This is a genomic window from Chryseobacterium sp. 1B4, assembly GCF_036631475.1.
Lineage (GTDB): Bacteria > Bacteroidota > Bacteroidia > Flavobacteriales > Weeksellaceae > Chryseobacterium.
In genome coordinates this window covers 90,946-108,289 of the sequence record NZ_JAPNUF010000002.1, presented here as the reverse complement: position 1 = coordinate 108,289, position 17,344 = coordinate 90,946, and the positions used below count along the sequence as shown (strand labels likewise).

The 17,344-nt window shown below is 36.1% G+C and carries 21 protein-coding genes and 1 pseudogene; 20 read left to right on the top strand and 2 right to left on the bottom strand.

The window, feature by feature from the left end:
* The first annotated feature begins 6 nt into the window (after positions 1-6).
* The 17 genes from OWR28_RS01520 (at position 7) to OWR28_RS01440 (ending at position 14,558) form a co-directional block, all read left to right on the top strand.
* Positions 7-549 carry a DUF6896 domain-containing protein gene (locus OWR28_RS01520; RefSeq protein WP_332385187.1) on the top strand — a complete coding sequence of 181 codons (543 nt, stop codon included), beginning with the start codon at positions 7-9 and terminating at the stop codon, positions 547-549.
* Positions 550-812: 263 nt separating this feature from the next.
* A complete protein-coding gene (locus OWR28_RS01515; RefSeq protein WP_332385186.1) occupies positions 813-1,202 on the top strand; it encodes a hypothetical protein in 390 nt (129 codons plus the stop codon).
* Positions 1,203-1,287: 85 nt separating this feature from the next.
* Positions 1,288-1,596 (top strand): hypothetical protein, encoded by a 309-nt coding sequence (locus tag OWR28_RS01510; protein ID WP_332385185.1) that lies wholly within the window; start codon positions 1,288-1,290, stop codon positions 1,594-1,596.
* A complete protein-coding gene (locus tag OWR28_RS01505) occupies positions 1,568-2,008 on the top strand; it encodes a VOC family protein (protein WP_332385184.1) in 441 nt (146 codons plus the stop codon). The genes OWR28_RS01510 and OWR28_RS01505 overlap by 29 nt, the downstream gene beginning before the upstream one ends.
* 16 nt (positions 2,009-2,024) lie before the next feature.
* Positions 2,025-2,561, top strand: a complete 537-nt coding sequence (locus tag OWR28_RS01500) for a GNAT family N-acetyltransferase (RefSeq protein ID WP_332385183.1) — start codon at positions 2,025-2,027, stop codon at positions 2,559-2,561.
* 102 nt (positions 2,562-2,663) lie between these two features.
* Positions 2,664-2,897, top strand: a complete 234-nt coding sequence (locus tag OWR28_RS01495; protein WP_332385182.1) for a hypothetical protein — start codon at positions 2,664-2,666, stop codon at positions 2,895-2,897.
* Positions 2,898-2,995: 98 nt separating this feature from the next.
* Positions 2,996-3,190 (top strand): hypothetical protein, encoded by a 195-nt coding sequence (locus tag OWR28_RS01490; protein ID WP_332385181.1) that lies wholly within the window; start codon positions 2,996-2,998, stop codon positions 3,188-3,190.
* 212 nt (positions 3,191-3,402) lie between these two features.
* Positions 3,403-4,074 (top strand): hypothetical protein, encoded by a 672-nt coding sequence (locus OWR28_RS01485; protein ID WP_332385180.1) that lies wholly within the window; start codon positions 3,403-3,405, stop codon positions 4,072-4,074.
* A gap of 89 nt (positions 4,075-4,163) precedes the next feature.
* Positions 4,164-4,736, top strand: coding sequence for a Crp/Fnr family transcriptional regulator (locus OWR28_RS01480; RefSeq protein WP_332385179.1), 573 nt, complete (start codon positions 4,164-4,166; stop codon positions 4,734-4,736).
* Positions 4,737-4,782: 46 nt separating this feature from the next.
* Positions 4,783-5,334, top strand: a complete 552-nt coding sequence (locus tag OWR28_RS01475; protein ID WP_332385178.1) for a putative glycolipid-binding domain-containing protein — start codon at positions 4,783-4,785, stop codon at positions 5,332-5,334.
* Between the two features lie 237 nt (positions 5,335-5,571).
* The gene (locus OWR28_RS01470) at positions 5,572-7,191 is read left to right on the top strand and encodes a T9SS type A sorting domain-containing protein (RefSeq protein WP_332385177.1); all 1,620 of its coding nucleotides are present in this window, start codon (positions 5,572-5,574) and stop codon (positions 7,189-7,191) included.
* An 11-nt stretch (positions 7,192-7,202) separates the two neighbouring features.
* Positions 7,203-7,664 (top strand): hypothetical protein, encoded by a 462-nt coding sequence (locus OWR28_RS01465; protein ID WP_332385176.1) that lies wholly within the window; start codon positions 7,203-7,205, stop codon positions 7,662-7,664.
* The gene (locus tag OWR28_RS01460) at positions 7,661-10,003 is read left to right on the top strand and encodes a hypothetical protein (RefSeq protein ID WP_332385175.1); all 2,343 of its coding nucleotides are present in this window, start codon (positions 7,661-7,663) and stop codon (positions 10,001-10,003) included. The genes OWR28_RS01465 and OWR28_RS01460 overlap by 4 nt, the downstream gene beginning before the upstream one ends.
* 11 nt (positions 10,004-10,014) lie before the next feature.
* Positions 10,015-10,620, top strand: a complete 606-nt coding sequence (locus tag OWR28_RS01455; protein ID WP_332385174.1) for an RHS repeat domain-containing protein — start codon at positions 10,015-10,017, stop codon at positions 10,618-10,620.
* 4 nt (positions 10,621-10,624) lie between these two features.
* The gene (locus OWR28_RS01450) at positions 10,625-13,144 is read left to right on the top strand and encodes a DUF6443 domain-containing protein (protein WP_332385173.1); all 2,520 of its coding nucleotides are present in this window, start codon (positions 10,625-10,627) and stop codon (positions 13,142-13,144) included.
* Positions 13,145-13,218: 74 nt separating this feature from the next.
* On the top strand, positions 13,219-14,148 hold the full coding sequence (locus tag OWR28_RS01445) for an RHS repeat-associated core domain-containing protein (protein ID WP_332385172.1): 930 nt from the start codon (positions 13,219-13,221) through the stop codon (positions 14,146-14,148).
* The gene (locus OWR28_RS01440; RefSeq protein ID WP_332385171.1) at positions 14,145-14,558 is read left to right on the top strand and encodes a hypothetical protein; all 414 of its coding nucleotides are present in this window, start codon (positions 14,145-14,147) and stop codon (positions 14,556-14,558) included. The genes OWR28_RS01445 and OWR28_RS01440 overlap by 4 nt, the downstream gene beginning before the upstream one ends.
* 92 nt (positions 14,559-14,650) lie before the next feature.
* Here OWR28_RS01440 and OWR28_RS01435 read toward each other — a convergent pair.
* Positions 14,651-14,862: pseudogene (locus OWR28_RS01435) on the bottom strand (IS3-like element ISElsp1 family transposase); the annotation flags it as partial.
* A 157-nt stretch (positions 14,863-15,019) separates the two neighbouring features.
* On the opposite strand from OWR28_RS01435, the gene OWR28_RS01430 reads away from it, so the two are divergent.
* The 3 genes from OWR28_RS01430 to OWR28_RS01420 are packed head-to-tail and all read left to right on the top strand — an operon-like array spanning position 15,020 to position 16,078.
* The gene (locus tag OWR28_RS01430; protein WP_332385233.1) at positions 15,020-15,259 is read left to right on the top strand and encodes a PaaI family thioesterase; all 240 of its coding nucleotides are present in this window, start codon (positions 15,020-15,022) and stop codon (positions 15,257-15,259) included.
* Between the two features lie 46 nt (positions 15,260-15,305).
* Positions 15,306-15,911, top strand: coding sequence for an alpha/beta hydrolase (locus tag OWR28_RS01425; protein WP_332385170.1), 606 nt, complete (start codon positions 15,306-15,308; stop codon positions 15,909-15,911).
* Between the two features lie 14 nt (positions 15,912-15,925).
* A complete protein-coding gene (locus tag OWR28_RS01420; protein WP_332385169.1) occupies positions 15,926-16,078 on the top strand; it encodes a hypothetical protein in 153 nt (50 codons plus the stop codon).
* A gap of 299 nt (positions 16,079-16,377) precedes the next feature.
* Here OWR28_RS01420 and OWR28_RS01415 read toward each other — a convergent pair whose 3' ends face one another.
* On the bottom strand, positions 16,378-17,304 hold the full coding sequence (locus OWR28_RS01415; RefSeq protein WP_034699354.1) for a malate dehydrogenase: 927 nt from the start codon (positions 17,302-17,304) through the stop codon (positions 16,378-16,380).
* Positions 17,305-17,344 lie beyond the last annotated feature (40 nt).

Genomic DNA, 17,344 nt, shown 5'->3' with positions numbered 1-17,344 from the left:
AATGCTTTGGAAAGAACCACTCATGTAATAACTGCTAAATCAATACAAGAACTTCCTTGTATTGATTACCTCAGAAATATTCCACGACAAAAAATAATTAGAATAGTTTTTGATCATCCTATCAGCTATATCAGAGAAGATTATGGTGAACAATTAACAAAAGATCTCCCTCATTTTCAAATTGCTATTCATTCAATTGAGCCTAAAATTGAAATAAAGAGACTGATTACAAAAGAAGAGATAATCGCCAACCAATTGTTTTTTGTACAGTGTGCCAAAGATTACAGAAAACTTGGCGAAGAACTGGTCTGTTTATTTTTTGAAAAGAAGAAAATAAAGCTAAACAAAGATTTCCCTTTTCTTGCTTTTAATTATTTCAAAGGTCGAAGTAGAAGAACTCAGAGTGGAAAAGTAGAAAAATGGAGATATTTCCTTCATGGTTATCATTGTTATTTTCAAAATGTAATTACAAAGCAGGAAATTGAAGTTCCATTTATGTTTGGAATGGAGTTCGGAGACCTTGATCCCTATTTTTTCTCTTTATATTAAATCTACTCCTGACTACCAGCCTCTTCCCGTTGCTATTTACGAAGATTTTGCGGATGGAAAAAAATATTAGATGTAATGCTCCAATTGGGACTACTGGAACGAATTAATTCAAATCTTGAAACTCATTCCGGGCTTGCAATCAAAGACAGAAATAAGGTTGAAATTAAAATATATAATCCTGATAAAGATTATGAAAAAATTGAATTCAACTCCAGATTATCAAGATTTATACAGTTTTTAAATTTTTAAACTTTTAATAACCAATGATTTTAGGCGTATACTGGTATTTCGGATTTCCAGAAAATTTATATTACTTCCGGTTTTTCAAATTTCATCCCGGGTATGGCGGACACGCCGATAACCCAGCCGAACTGGCAGCAAAGGTCCGGGTTAAAAATACAGATGATCTTATCCTGAAACTCGAAGAACTGAAAGCTGGTTTCAAAGAAACTTATTTGCACCTGAATATCGATGGAAATCAACTGATCATCAATATTGGTGACCATATGCTTTTTGATTTTCATTTTCAGTTTGCATTAGAAATTGAAGAATTATTGATCCGGGAAAATGCTGTATTATTAGATTCCGGAGTTTCTTTTACCATTCAATCCAGTAAAAGCTACCCCCTGAAAGAGAAAAATTCAGAAATATAGAACACCGTTTTATCCAGATGGTTGGTTCGGATTTCAAAAAAGCAATGCAGAAAATTATGCTGCCAGAATTGACTGTAATCTGCCTTTGCAGTATAAGCAGGATCTTATTAATGATTTTGTGCAGATATGCAGGGAAGAAAACCTCCATGTATTTTACTATAATGATTATGATTTTAAAGATCATTGTAATCTGATGCTCTTTTTCACCAATGGCAGACAGAAAAAAGATACTTTTCAAAAGGTTGATATCAATTCTTTCGGAAGTAAAGTACGCCGCCTTACTCAAAAATACCCTCTTCACTTCGGCCATTTCGGAAGCTTCAAAGAATATCCTTTACAAGGGCCTCATGCAGAACTGATGGTGGATGAAGAATATATTATCAATAAAAAATAAACCCATTTTATTCACTTATATGATCAAATTCAAATATGTCATTCTTTATGTTGAAGATGTAGAGCAGTCCATGAATTTTTACAAAAATACTTTCGGTTCTGAAATAAAGTTCATCACCCCTGAAAAAGATTATGGAGAACTTCTGACCGGTGAAACTACTCTTTCCTTCGCGTCTGTCAGCCTTGCAGGTTCCAATATCAAAAAAGGATTTTTAACCGCAAAAACAGAAGACAAGCCCTTCGGAATGGAATTAGGATTTACTACTGACAATGTAGAAGCTTTGGTAGAAAAAGCAATAAAAAACGGGGCTGTTCTTTATGAAGATATTGCTGTAAAGCCATGGGGCCAAAAAACGGCTTACATCAAAGATCCCAACAATTATCTTGTGGAAATCTGTACTGAAATCCAATAAACTTAAAACATCTGATGTGGAAATAAGAAAATTACAAAAATTAGCTTCCAACCCTGTTTTGAATTGGGGGCATAACGGCTATATAACAGACACAATATACTCAGTCTCTTCTATTGAATATGGAGGTTCTTTTGAGTTTATTTTAAAAGAAAAGTCCTTGCCTTATACCAAAACCTGGGATACCGCCAATAAAGACCTTGCAGACCTGAACACCATCATTGAACAGGGAAATTCTTTCGGTGCTTTTATTAATGAAGAACTGACAGGCTGGATCATCTGTGAGCAAAGAACGTGGAACAACAGTTTTTATATTGAAAATATTCTGATCGATGAAAAACACAGGCGGGAAGGAATCGGAGTTATGCTGATTAAAAATGCCATTAAAGAGGCAAGAAAGCTAAACTGCAGAGTTATGGAGCTGGAAACACAGAATACCAACTACCCTGCCATTCAGTTTTACAGAAGAATGGGATTCAATATTACCGGGCTGAACACCAGACTCTATGAAAATACGGAGGAAATTGCTCTTTTTATGACTTTAGATCTGGAATAGAAAGATCGTTATCATACAATCTTTAGTCGCTTTCAATTAAAACACTTGCCGGTGTGTTAAAAAATTTATACATTAGTTATCAACAAATTAAAAATGATTACTATGAAAAATCTGAAAAAATTAAAGAGAAATCAGCTTGTCCTGATCAGCGGTGGAGACACTCCATATGCTATATGTGATATCGATGGCAACTGTCCTCCCACAATAGGCTCCTACTATTGCAGCGATGGTACCTGCTACAGAGTTTCCGGCGGTGGCGGCGGTAATCCGGGCTGTCATGAACCGATGCGTCTTTGCCAGGAATGGGAAACAGGATGCGGATGTGTTTATATGTAAAGTATACTTGTTAGATAAAATTTTGTTGAGGGCGGTTTTTACCGCTCTTTTTTGTTAAAAAAATGCATATTTGCAGTAAGACTAATATCAAAAAGCTCATGTTACGACAAACTTATTTTATAGCTGCACTCACTGCCTTTTCATTCATGTATGCGCAGAAAAAGACATTCAAATGTGTAGAAGTTCATGATGCTGTCAAACTTATTGATGAAGAAAAATATGATGATGGAATCGCTATCCTTAGAGAATGTGAAAAAAAGATCCACAAGATTATACCTATCCATATGAAATAGCACTTGCCTATATTCGAAAAGAAGACTATAAAAGTGCCATATTACTGTTAGAAAAAATCAAAGATTATCCAAATATAGATGACTACTATTATGCCCTTCTTGGCAATGCCTATGATTATGCTGATAACCCGGAACAAGCTATAAAAACTTATGATGAAGGATTAAAAAATTTCCGTCTTCCGGAAAACTCTATCTTGAGAAAGGAGTTGTCCTTGAACTTCAAAAAAATAACCCAGGCCATTGAAAACTACGAAAGAGGGATAAAGGCACAACCATCATATCCATCAAACTATTACAGAGTAGCCAAATTATTTTTAAATTCTAATAATATGCTATACGGTCTCGTTTATGGTGAAATATTCTTAAATCTGGAACGTACCACTTCCAGAAGCCAGGAAATGAGTCAACTTTTATATGACGGATATAAAAAAGCAGTAAAATTCAAAGATAAAAGTACAACAGTTGATTTTTGCCAGGCCTTTATTACTATTAAAAAAGACAGTAAACCTACTGATCCTCTTCCTTTCTGTCTTCTTTACAGCGGATATTTTGCACTCGCTACTGTCGATAAAAAAGAAATCAATTTAGAAACCCTGTCAGACATCAGAAAAAAGGCGTTGAAGGAATATTTGAAACACAAGAACAATCCGTCAAATGTTTTATTAAACTATCAAAAAATAATGGATGACAACAATCTATTTAATGCTTATAATTATTATCTGTTTCAGATAGGAGATCAAGAAGCTTTTAAAAGCTGGCTCATTAATAATAAAGCAGAATATGAGAAATTTGTAGATTGGTACACGAAAGATACCAATATTCTGAAAATCGATAAAAGAATCTTTATATCGCTGACCCTATACCAAAATAAAGGTATTTTTTAACAATCTTATATAACCCGTTTCTAAACTTAATCTTGTACAAACAGCCTTCTTCAATTTTATTATTTTTGCAAAAATATCGCTCTGATATCATGCAAAATCTTCTGAACTATATCAGTTCACTCACACCATTTTCCGATGAAAGCTGGAAAATGCTTCTGCCTGCTTTATCGGAAAGAACTTACAGAAAAAATGAACTGATGTTACAGGAAGGAGAGAGCTGTAACTCTCTGTTTTACATTGATAAAGGATATTGCAAAAGTTATTATGAAATACAAGGAGATGTTAGAAATACCGGATTTTTCTTTGAGAATGAAATCGCTACCAATATCAGCAGCTTTGGAAACGGGCAAAAATCGGAGTTTAACATTATTGCCTGTGAAGAACTTCATGCCATTATTTTTGATAAAAAAAGATTGTTTGAAGCTGCTGCTAAAATCCCCGAAATTGAGACATTAGGACGGCATTGTATTCGTCAGTTTGCTTCCAGGCAGGAAGAATTTTCCGATTTGTTCAAGCTTTATACAGCACAGGAAAGACTCGAATATCTGGAAACCCGCTATCCTCATATGATTCAGCGTATATCTCTCACTCAGCTGGCTTCATTTCTGGGAGTTGCAAGAGAAACATTAAGCAGAATCCGGAAACGAAGGGTATCCCGCTGACATTAAAAATCCATTCAAAAAGCCACAACATTAAAAACAATATGATATGAAGACATTAATCTGGCAAGGAATCTTTTATCAATCCCTTGAATATTTTAATCTACAATCAGACGATAAAGGGTATACTGCAGAATCGAAAATCATTGGCTGCCACGAGGATAAAATATATGCACTGAATTATAAAATTCTTATTGATAAAGACTGGACTGTCCAGGATTTTATAATTGAATCAGAAATCAATACAGCTAAAAGAATATTTTCAGGAAAAAGAAATCAGAATCAATGGGATATCAACAATGTCCAGCACCCCGAATTCAATCATTTTAAGTTTATAGACATTTCTCTGACACCATTTACCAATACGCTTCCGATTAATAATTTAAGACTTCCAGAGAATAGTTCTCTGAAAATTGACGTGATTTATATTGATGTTTTAAACCATCATATCAGACCTGTACAGCAGCAATACACCCGCACGGCAGCTAATAAATACCTGTATGAAAATATTGAAACCGATTTTAAAGCAGAAATTTCGGTAGATGAAACAGGATTAGTCACCAGCTACCCTGAATTGTTTGAGAAAATTTCGGAACTCTGACTTTGAAAGAAGCAATAACAATTTAGTCAAGGATACTTAATTAAAATAACGCGACAAGTTTTGTCGTTTCGTGTATATATTTTTGCTTCGGAATAAAACAAAGCCAATATAAACAATGAAATTAAATATTTAACAGCAGGTTTTACATTAAATCGCATTAATGTGATTTTTGCATCTTAAAAAGTGCTAAATTCGCAAAGTTTTAAAAAGCTAATTACTAACTCAAAAAACATTAAAATGAGAAAGTTTTATCTCAGTGCACTTACTTTGTGCATGGTTCTGGGCGTATCTGCCCAGGAAGTGGTATGGCAGAAAGATATCCAATCCTCTACCCAGGATTTTCTAAGTCAGGTTACCACTACCATTGATCAGCAGTATCTTATCACAGGAAGTTCCATACAGTCAGGAAGCGGAAAGCCGGAGGCTGGAAGTAAGCAGAACAACGGTTACGATTTTCACCTTATCAAACTGAACCAGCAGGGTGAAGAGGTCTGGGAAAAATATTTCTCAGGATCAAACCATGATTATCTGTCTTCAACGGTTACCACACAGGACGGAGGATTTCTTCTGGCTGGTACCAGCTATTCAGGAAAAGGGTTGGATAAAAAAGAGGATTCCAAAGGAGGATCAGATATCTGGCTGGTCAGAATCAATGAATTTGGAGATGAATTATGGCAGAAAACATTGGGAAGTTCTTCCGATGAAGAAGCCAGGGCAGTTATCCAGACTACAGATTTAGGATTCTTTGTTGCGGGAAATGTACAGGGCTCTTCAAAAGGTTATGGTTCCAAAGATATTCTGATCACAAAACTGGACAAAGACGGAAAAGAACTCTCACAGGTAATTTTAGGGGGAAAAGGTTTGGATGAAGTAGAGAAAATGATTCCAACCAAAGACGGAGGAGCATTACTCGGAATGTATTCAAGAAGTTCAGCTGTACAAAGTAAAATGTATAATGTACAAAGTCCTCAAAATACATCCGACACCCGACATCTGACAACGGTACAAAAACAAAGCGACAATTTCGGTGAAGGCGATTACTGGATCGTAAAGCTTGACAAAAACGGAAAAGTAGAATGGGAAAAGAATTTCGGAGGAAAAGGTGATGATCATATCAGAACCCTTGCTTTAACTTCAACCGGCTTTATCATTGGCGGGGAATCCAGATCGGAAAGATCGGGCAATAAAACCGTAGGGATTGAAGAAGGAACGGACCTCTGGCTGATTTCTTTAGATGAAAGAGGCGAAGAGCAGTGGCAGAAATCTTACAATTTGGGTAACCGGGATATCCTGATGGGAATGAGTGTAATAAACGGGAAGCAGGAAGACGGAAACGGGAGTTCTAAAGGCATTCTGCTGGGAGGTTATACCCAGGCGGAAGGAAGAATAGAAACGGATGATGAAACCTTCTGGATGCTGTATCTGGATCAGAATGGCAATGAGCAGTGGAGAAAACACGTCAAAGGAGAATCAAGGAAGAAAGCAGAGAGGCTATCTGATTTAAAACTCAACAGGGACGGTTCTATTGTTCTGGCCGGAACCAGTGCAGAAGAGCTGGGGAAAGAAAACTGGAAGATTGTAAAACTGGGAGACAAACAGGTTGATCAGTTAATTGAAAAATACGATATCAAAATCTATCCAAACCCTGTTTCAGACTATGCTTACATAGAAATCGGTTTTGATTTTAAGGATGCAGATATTCTGTTGTATGATATGAGTGGAAGACAGCTTCAGAGTATTAAAACGAAGAATAAAGTGACTAAAATTAATACCCAGGCTTTGGTTCAGGGAGCATATCTGGTGACCATAAAAACGGATAATAATAAAACAGCAAATGCCAAACTGATAAAAAAATAAAAACTAATTCCATGAAGAAAAATACAATTGCTGTAATTTTATTACTAGCTTCATTACACAATACACTTCTTGCGCAATCTGGGGTAGGTGGAAATGACCCCAAAAGTTATGTTGGCGATATCAACCAAATGTTTCCTTCCGCACCGACTTCCAACAATTTAATGAAATTTGAAGAAGTTCCTGTAAGTTATTACACAGGAATTCCTGATATTAATATTCCCTTGGTCAGTATCCCAACAAGCAATCCTAAAGTTGTGATGGCTGTACAATTAAAATACCACCCTTTAAATGCTAAACCAGAAGACAAAGCAAGTGAAACAGGATTAGGTTGGAGCCTTATTGCAGGAGGAACAATTTCCAGAACAGTTAGGGAGGGAATCCTGATGAAAAAAATAGAACTATTTTATTCTCTTCTCCTCCAAAAACAAAATATGGTATTTATAATGAAATTTATAATCCAACTTCAAAATTGATAAAAGATCAAACAATTGATCTTAATGATTACAGCTTTGAAGCAGCCATGGGAAAATATGATACAGAATACGATCTGTATCAATACAATTTTATGGGGCAATCAGGAAGATTTTATATTATAAAAGATGACAATGGGAATTATAAACCTGAAAAATTAGACAAAAATAATTTACAGATCATCATTAATAATATTGCTCCGGCTGAAATTACCAGTTTTACTATTGTTGATGATAAAGGAATCAGATACACTTTTGAAGGGATGGAAAAGTCTCAAAAATCTATTACAAGTGTAAAAATAGGTATTATAAGCGGAATAGGTAACCCTAACCCAAGTATGGACATTGCAGATTATTGGGCTGCATTTAACTTAACAAATATCAAAGATCAGAATAATAATCTTCTTGCCACTTTCAATTACGGCCTTAATTCTGTTGTTAAATTTGAAGAACCTTCGACGACAATTAAGCGACTTGCTGGCAATGTGCAATATTCCAATACCAGTGGAAGTACTGAAATCTCCGATGGGAGTATGCCTGGAGCTTTTGAAACGCAGTATGTTTATAATACAACCAATACCAAGTTGTTAACAAGCATTGATGTCTTAGGAAAAGGATCAATTTATTTAAATTATGAAAAAGGAAGGCAGGATTCGAATTATATGGAGCCTACTGAACTCTACAAACTAAAATCTGTTCAGTCAAATTATATTGGGCAAAATACACAACAATACATAGATAAATATGTGTTGGATTATGGGTATTCAAATACAAATTGGCAACCTGAAAATGGAGCAATGAAAACATTGCAGAAAATGATGCTGGCAAAAGTTACCAAGACAGCACCTAATGTACAAAATCAGGAATATAACTTAGATTATTATGTCAATTCAGGTATACTTCAAAAAGATAAATGGGGATATTATAAAGGAGATAATGATGCGTACAGAACAGACGTTTTAAAATCTTTAACATATCCTACAAAAGGAAAAGCAGTATTTGATTTTGGAGAAAATATTTACAGCTATATCAATGGAACAGAACCTGTAACAGGGGAATGGATTGACACCGATAATACTTTTGTATCCTATGATTTAAATACATTTAGTTCGTCAATAAAAGAAGAATTTTTCACCGTTCAGACTCCACAAAAAGTTAAGCTTCATCTTGATCTTGGAAATCTAATTTATTCCAATTGGCATTTTTATATTTATAAAAAAAACGCAGACAACACCTACTCTCCTTCCCTTGCTGATTTTGGCTTAAGCTGGCAGTCTTGTATAAGCAACAGTGGCGCTCAGTGCATGAATCAGAACTTAGGACCAAACGGAGAACCTCTTACAGAATATGACTATGAAACAGTTACGTTACAACCGGGAACCTACTATTTATCCTTAACAGGAAGTAAAGGTATTACTCAAGTACCTATCTCATATTATCTTACAGCGTATACGAAAGAGCACTATTTTAATAGCTTCCTGACTAAAAAAGGTGGAGGTATCAGAATTAATAATATTAAATATTTCGATACACTGACCTCTACAGAACCAGCTAAAGGACTTTTTTATGACTATAAAGACATTAATGATCCGCAAAAAAGCAGTGGTTCTCTTGTCTTCCCGGAACCAATTACAAGCTTTGACGATAGTTATTCCTATAGAAATAAGTTTTATAATCCTACAATTACCTATAACGCTAATTTTAAAGTAACCACGGATTATAATATCCTACCGGTTCAGAAAACACAGGGTTCTGATGTGGGGTATAAATATGTAACGGTTGAACAAAAAGATAAAGATGGCAATGGAAAAGGTAAAACAGTTCATACATTCAGATCTCCTATAGATTACCCAAATGATGGAATTCTATCTACGGTGCCACCTGTTGTCCCTATTCCTAATCTTGATTATTTAAGAGGACAGCCAGTTTCGGAAAAGGTTTACAATGCAGCAGGTCAGATTATTTCAGAAACTACAACGCAATATACCACAACTGAATTTGAAAAAAATGATGCGATTAAGCTTTATGACAATTATGAAAAGAATATGGTTTCTGAACTTTTTGGTTTCAGTAGTTATCAAGCACTTTATAATCAATTACACATTGGAGTAATGCTCACTAACCCTTATAAAGGTTTCGAAAAGTTTGGAATAACACTACCCGTTCAAAAAGAAGAAAAACAATATTTCTATACAAACGGAGTTCAGAATTCTGTGGTTAAAACAACGAACACTACTTATAATCAGGAAGATTATCCGATAAGTGTTACTCAAAATGAGCCGGGAGCAGAGACTTATATCTCAAAATATAAGTATGCTAAAGAAAAAGCAATCAATATTTGACAGTTAAAAATATGATTGGTATTCCACTGGAGACAGAAGCCCAAAAGAATGGTATAACGGTTTCTAAGATAGAGTCTTTATATCCTGTCAATCAGGCTGAAGCAGACACAAAAACTTCTGGATTGGCTGTGCCTTACCAGGTAAATTCTACCGATTTACAAAATGTTGTTTCTACTGAATTGACTTATGATAAATATGATGAAAAAGGAAATTTGCTTCAGTATACTACAAAAGAAGGAGTTCCTGTTTGTATTGTTTGGGGGTATAACCAAACCCAGCCAATAGCTAAGATAGAAGGAATTACTTACGCACGTTTATCAGGAATATCTCCCGGTATTTTAGAAATTGTTAATGCTTCCAATACAGATGCATCAGCAGGCGTGAACAATGATGAAACAGCCTTCTTATCAGCATTGAATACCTTCAGAAGTAATACCGCATTATCCGGTTATCAGATCACTACTTATACTTATGACCCTTTAGTAGGAGTAAGAAGCATCACACCACCATCAGGAATTACCGAAAGCTATAGTTATGATTCGGCTAACCGACTTGAAAAAGTAATTGATGTAAATGGCAAAGTGCTGAAAGAAATGAAATACAACTATAAAAACTAAACTGATGAAAAAACTCATAATACCTATAGGAGCATTGCTCTTATCCAATATAAGCTATGCCCAGCTTTCAATCATTTCAAGCAATGAAAATTATATTCAGACCAAAACGTATCTGGATTATAACGGAACTTCCCCTACAAAATCCTCGGAAACAGTCCAGTATTTAGATGGATTGGGAAGGCCTAAGCAGATTGTCAACTTACAGGCTTCACCTCTGGGAAGAGATGTTGTCACTCATATCGAGTATGACCAGTTCGGAAGACAGGTAAAAGATTACCTGCCTGTTCCCCAGCTTTCTACCAGCAATGGAAACTATTATTCCGGCCCATTGGGAGTGTACCCCACCACTTATGGTAATGAAAAAATCTATTCAGAGAAGGTTCTGGAGAATTCACCTTTAGACCGGGTCCTGGAACAGAGACCGGTGGGAAATGACTGGAACGGAAAATCGGTAAAGTTTGAATATTCTGCCAATATAGGAAATGATGTCTACAAATTTGTTCCTGCAACGGTATGGGAAAACGGAGCCACTAAAACGACTTTAACGGTATCTGCGTATAGTGAGGCCAATCAACTCTACAGGAATATGGTCACAGATGAAGACGGGAACAGGACCTATGAGTATAAAAACGGACAGGGCCAAACTATTTTGGTAAGGAAAATGATTTCTGATACAGAATATGCAGACACCTATTATGTATATAATGAATATGACCAGCTGGCTTTTGTTATTCCTCCCAAGGCTGTTAATCAGAGTCTGACAGACGACCTGCTTAATGCTCTTTGCTACCAGTACCGCTATGACGGAAGAGGCCGTTTAGTGGAGAAAAAGCTTCCTGGTAAGGGCTGGGAATATATGGTATATAATAAAGCTGACCGGCTTATCCTGACCCAGGATACCGAGCTTAAAGGAAAAGGACAATGGCTTTTCACTAAATATGACCAGTTTGGAAGAGTCATTTATACTGGAATAACAAGCAGTACCTCCAGCAGGGTGTCAATGCAAAACAGTGCCAATATCAATGTTAATTTGTATGAAACCAGAACTGCTACAGCTGGTTTGACTTTAAACGGTATGCCTGTATATTATACTAAGGTTTCTACTCCTACCAATGTTACCCAGGTTTTAAGCGTTAATTATTATGACACTTATCCTCCGGGTTCATCTGCAGTTACCAATGTATTTGCCCAGCCTCTTCTTACGGATAATCCGGCTAATGCACAAACTACCAAAGGACTGCTTACCGCTTCCTATATTAAAAATATAGAAGATGATCAGTGGACGAAGAATTTTATCTGGTATGATACCAAAGGAAGAAACATTGGTTCCAGAAGCAACAACCATTTGGGTGGCTATACTGTAGTAAACAATAAGCTTGATTTTGCCGGGGCAGTCCTTCAAACCAATACTTACCATAAGAGAGCTGCTGCAGATCCCGAAAAGCTTATCGTAGAAAAATTCACCTATGATTCCCAGAACAGGCTTCTGACCCACACCCACCAGGTTGGCAGCAACCCTGTGGAATACCTTGCCCAGAATAAATACAATGAAATTTCCCAGCTGGAATCCAAGAAAGTAGGAGGAACCGCTGCTGCATCTCCATTGCAGACCATTGTTTACCAATATAATATCAGGGGCTGGATGACCAAAATGAATGATCCTGCCAACCTGAACGGAAAGTTATTTGGATATGAGATAAAGTATACCAATCCTGTGTATACTAATACCTCACCAGGAAGATTTAATGGAAATATCGCTGAGATTGATTGGAATATTTCCAGTGCAGAGGGATTGAAAAGATACAATTACCAGTATGATCCTTTAAACAGGATGTTAAAAGGAGTATATTCCGAGCCCAATTCTTCTGTAGCCCAGAATAATTATTTTAATGAAGAGCTTACTTATGATCTCAATGGAAATATTAAAACCTTAAAAAGATTTTCAGTGCCTGTTTCCGGGGGAACTATCGCAGAGAAGATTGATGATCTGGTCTACAACTATCAGAATGGGGACAAAAGTAATACCCTGGACAAAATTACCCTTCCTCCCGGTGTCATTAACAACAGTTCAGGATATAATGCTTTGCAGGGAACCATGGCCTATAACCTTAATGGGAATATGACGGATCATCCTGATAAAAAAATGAAGATCAGTTACAATTACCTGAGTCTGCCCAATAGTATTGCAGTTAATGCAGGGATAATGGATAGCTCTACAACCAGCTACACCTACAGGGCAGACGGAACAAAAGTCTCTAAAACATACAGTAATAACGGGTCCATAGAAACCAATTATCTAGACGGTTTCCAGTATGATAACAGACATGCCTATGATACGTCAGCCTCTCTTTACACCGTTCCGGTATTGAAATTTGTACCTACCTCAGAAGGGTATTATGATTTTACGGAAAATAAGTATATTTACAATTACACGGATCATTTAGGCAATATAAGAGTGAGCTATAAGAATAATGGTACTGCACTGGAGGTTATTGATGCCAATAACTATTATCCTTTGGGTTAAAGCACCAGAACGGAACTATTGTACCGGTTCCTTTTGGAGGAGTTCCGTATAATTACAAGTACAATGGTAAAGAATTGCAGGAAACAGGGATGTATGATTATGGAGCAAGGTTTTATATGCCTGACTTAGGACGATGGGGTGTGGTGGATCCGCTGGCAGAGAAAGACAGAAGATGGACGCCATATAGATATGCCTATAACAATCCAATCAGATTTATAGATCCTGATGGAAGATTAGAAGATTGGGTAGGGACAACTGATGAAAATGGAAGTACAACATGGCACTGGGATGATAAGATAAAAAGTGCATCACAAGCAGCAGCAGCAGGCTATGATAGTTATTCTGATGGAAAAACGAATAATACATATACATCTATTTCAGGATCAGAAGTAACTTTAAAAGAAAATGGAAACTGGTCTGAGGATTTCACTAATGTTAATAGAGAAAGATTAGGAACAGCCATTAATAATTGTACAGCATGTAAGCAATTAGAAGGTGTTGAGAAGGCATTATTTATAGGTGTTCCATTAGCACTAGCAACAGGAGGAACTGGAGGTTTTGCTTTGTCAGGAGAAATCACTATAGGATCTTTTGCAGCTAAGTCACTTACTGATGCTTCAGTACAGGCAGCAGCAAATTTTACAACTAATGGTGGGAACTTCATGGAGGCTGTACAGAATATAAATTTAACACAATCTGCTTTATCGGGGATAGGAATGAGCCCGGTAGGTAATGCAGTTATTTCAACTGCTGTAAATATTAATATGTCAGATAGTAAAACAGTATTTACAGGTGGCGTATCTGCTAGAACTTACATGATTCAAGCATCAATGAGTGCTGCAGGAGGAACATTGGTAAATAAAATAACTGGCTCTTCAGCTTTTCAACAAGCTGTAACTCAAAAGACTTCAGGTTTAGGACAAACAATAGGGACAGCTGTTTCACATATATATACGAGTGGTCCTGATTATACAAGAGCAACTATTCAAAATAAGATACAATGATAAATAGGTTATTAGCTAAACTAAATTATTATATTTTTGAAAGAAAATCAAAATGGAACTATTTAATCATTATGATAATGGTTTCTCCTTTATTTATTTATATATATAATAAACAATCTCCTGTTAAAGCTGGTAATTACACAATTGGGTATGCTACAAAAATGTATTGGCCAATAATATCCTATAAAAGAATTAGATTTAATTATAGTGTAAATGGTAAAAAATATGAAACTACAAACATTTATGCACAAGATTCTGAAGTAAAAATACCAGCAAGATATTTGGTACAATTTTCTTTAGAAGATAATTCATTTTCTAACATTTATCCAAATATTCCTATTCCTGATAGTATCCAGAAATCTCCTCCAGGGGTTGGGAAACATTTCCTGAATGGGCAAAAAAATAATTAGAAATGAAAATTTTACTTACTAGGTTAGTGTATCTTTTGTAGTAGAGGATAAAAACAACCAAACATTTTTTTAAAGTTACAATAGAGCTTCAGTTAAATCAGAGTGGGAATTTTCCCATTCTGATTTGTTTTTAGGTTTTTAATTGCATTATTTCTCACGTGCAATTGGGTTGAAATATTATAATTCATATGAGGTCTTAAATTATTGTAAAATAAATTGGTTGATCAAATTGTCGTAAGAAGTTTTTAAAATATTCAAACATATCAATTAGTCCAAACTCATATTTCAGAATACCTCTACTACGCAAAGTCTCTTGATTGTGAGCACACATTTTAAATTTAATAAATTGTCATGAGAGCAATTATATATTTATTAAAATCTTGTGGAATTATCATAGTGATTGATATTTTATATAATATTATAGTTTTTCATCAATTAAAATCATCTAACAAGATGCAACCATCGGAACAGCCCACTCTACCTTGATGAATAAAGGAGAAAGTTTTACCAGTATAGAACTTAAGATTAATTTTTTCCGTCCAACATGGAGAGATAAGCTTACGGCTCATGCCAGGCCGATACTATCCGGTAAAACCATCACTGTCTATCATTGCAAAATAACCAATACCGAAGGAAAACTGGTAGCAGCAGTAACCAGCACTGTTATGGCCTTAAGAGGAGACAAGGCAAAAGGAAGATAATTGGCTATTTTAGTAATAAATAACCCCTTACAATTGTTATAATGGTATGAAAACAATTGTGCTTTTACTCCTTTTTATCACTTCTCTGAATGTCGTTTCCGCTCAGAATAGACCATCTGAAGGTTACTTTGAAACCTCAGATCATGTAAAGATCAAATATAAAGTCTCCGGAAAAGGAGAAACCTGCATTTATATTCCAGGCGGTCCGGGACAGGGATATCCATCTTTTGAACTGATGAGAGGAAACAACCTTGAAAAAAATATACGGATGATTTATATGGATCAGCGGGGTTCCGGAGCATCCGGTACATCGGATAACTATCATCTTGATAAAATGATTCAGGATATTGAAGAGTTGAGACAGCATCTGAAATTGGAAAAGGTATTCTTACTGGCTCATTCCTTTGGCGGAATCATAGCCGTTAATTATGCAAAAAAATATCCTCAGCATACCAAAGGAATCATTCTGGCCAACGTTACGCTTCATTTTCTGAATGACGAATCCGTCAAAGAACAGATTGAATATGGAAACAGTCTTCTACAGGCAAAAAACAGACCTGTTCCTAAAGACAGCCTTTCTGCAGAGCTTTCTAAAATCAGCAGTGCATTAAGAAAAAAAGAATCGGGTACAAATTCCTTACTGAAGATATAGAAACCATAAAACAGATGGATAAAACAGATTCTCTCCATCCCCGTATCATCGACTTCGGAATGGCGGTGATCTCAAAACCCAAAGATTTTCCTGAATATTATGCTGATTATGCACCCATAACAAAAGACATCAAAGTCCCTGTACTGACCATCACCGGAAAAAGATAAGGCAGTCGGAACCCAACATTATAAAACCTTTCAGTTTACCAATCAGAAAGTAGTTTCCATTGATGGCGGACATCTTTTGTATTACGAAAAAAATAAAGAATTTGTGAAGGCTGTAACTCACTTTGTGGATACAATGAAATAAATTATATACCTATAATTTTAAATGAAATTTTCGGCGCGGCCTCCGGCCGCGCCGAAAATTTCCCAACATTCAAATACTCATAAACAAATCCGGCTGTTTCAAAATTGAAACAGCCGGACTTTATCTATTTTAATTCCTGCTTAAAAGCTGGTAAATATTAGAATTTAAGATCTCCGTTCACTTCTCTTACCGCATTAGCAGCTTCAGCAAATTTCAATTGCTCCTCAGCAGTCAATGTTACGTTTACGATTGATTCTACTCCGTTAGCCCCGATGATAGCCGGAACTCCTAAGCAGATATCGTTTTGTCCGTATTCACCTTCAAGCATTAAAGAACAAGGGATCATTTTCTTCTGGTCACATGCAATTGCCTGAACCATTACAGAAACGGCTGCACCTGGAGCATACCATGCTGAAGTTCCTAATAATTTGGTAAGAGTAGCTCCTCCTACTTTAGTTTCTTCGATTACATATTTTTGTTGCTCATCGCTTAAGAACTCAGTTACAGGAACACCATTTCTTGTCGCTTTGCTCAATAATGGAAGCATACCTGTATCACTGTGGGCAGCGATTACCATACCGTCAACATCAGAAATCGGAGCTTCTAATGCTTCAGCCAATCTGTATTTGAATCTTGCAGAGTCTAATGCACCACCCATTCCGATGATTTTGTGCTTAGGAAGACCTGAAGTTTTGTGAACAAGGTAAGCCATAGTATCCATTGGGTTAGAAACCACGATGATGATTACTTCCGGAGAATGTTTTACTAAGTTTTCAGTAACTTCTTTCACGATACCGGCATTGATACCGATCAATTCTTCTCTTGTCATTCCAGGTTTTCTTGGAATCCCTGAAGTGATTACTGCCACATGAGAACCTGCAGTTTTGCTGTAATCTCCTGTTGTACCCGTAATTTTTGTATCAAATCCGTTAAGAGATGCTGTCTGCATCAAATCCATTGCCTTACCTTCAGCAAACCCTTCTTTAATGTCTACCAAAACTACTTCTGAACAGAAGTTCTTCATTGCGATGTATTCTGCACAGCTTGCTCCTACAGCGCCTGCACCTACCACAGTTACTTTCATATTGTTACTTTTTAAATTATTTTTTTGTTAGTTAAGTTTA

Excerpts from the sequence above, each read along its gene's own strand:
- OWR28_RS01515 (WP_332385186.1), top strand. The coding sequence starts at position 813 with ATGATTTTAGGCGTATACTGGTATTTCGGATTTCCAGAAAATTTATAT.
- OWR28_RS01505 (WP_332385184.1), top strand. The coding sequence starts at position 1,568 with ATGAAGAATATATTATCAATAAAAAATAAACCCATTTTATTCACTTAT.
- OWR28_RS01495 (WP_332385182.1), top strand. The coding sequence starts at position 2,664 with ATGAAAAATCTGAAAAAATTAAAGAGAAATCAGCTTGTCCTGATCAGC.
- OWR28_RS01490 (WP_332385181.1), top strand. The coding sequence starts at position 2,996 with ATGTTACGACAAACTTATTTTATAGCTGCACTCACTGCCTTTTCATTC.
- OWR28_RS01480 (WP_332385179.1), top strand. The coding sequence starts at position 4,164 with ATGCAAAATCTTCTGAACTATATCAGTTCACTCACACCATTTTCCGAT.
- OWR28_RS01475 (WP_332385178.1), top strand. The coding sequence starts at position 4,783 with ATGAAGACATTAATCTGGCAAGGAATCTTTTATCAATCCCTTGAATAT.
- OWR28_RS01470 (WP_332385177.1), top strand. The coding sequence starts at position 5,572 with ATGAGAAAGTTTTATCTCAGTGCACTTACTTTGTGCATGGTTCTGGGC.
- OWR28_RS01465 (WP_332385176.1), top strand. The coding sequence starts at position 7,203 with ATGAAGAAAAATACAATTGCTGTAATTTTATTACTAGCTTCATTACAC.
- OWR28_RS01455 (WP_332385174.1), top strand. The coding sequence starts at position 10,015 with ATGATTGGTATTCCACTGGAGACAGAAGCCCAAAAGAATGGTATAACG.
- OWR28_RS01450 (WP_332385173.1), top strand. The coding sequence starts at position 10,625 with ATGAAAAAACTCATAATACCTATAGGAGCATTGCTCTTATCCAATATA.
- OWR28_RS01440 (WP_332385171.1), top strand. The coding sequence starts at position 14,145 with ATGATAAATAGGTTATTAGCTAAACTAAATTATTATATTTTTGAAAGA.
- OWR28_RS01425 (WP_332385170.1), top strand. The coding sequence starts at position 15,306 with ATGAAAACAATTGTGCTTTTACTCCTTTTTATCACTTCTCTGAATGTC.
- OWR28_RS01420 (WP_332385169.1), top strand. The coding sequence starts at position 15,926 with ATGGATAAAACAGATTCTCTCCATCCCCGTATCATCGACTTCGGAATG.
- OWR28_RS01415 (WP_034699354.1), bottom strand. The coding sequence starts at position 17,304 with ATGAAAGTAACTGTGGTAGGTGCAGGCGCTGTAGGAGCAAGCTGTGCA.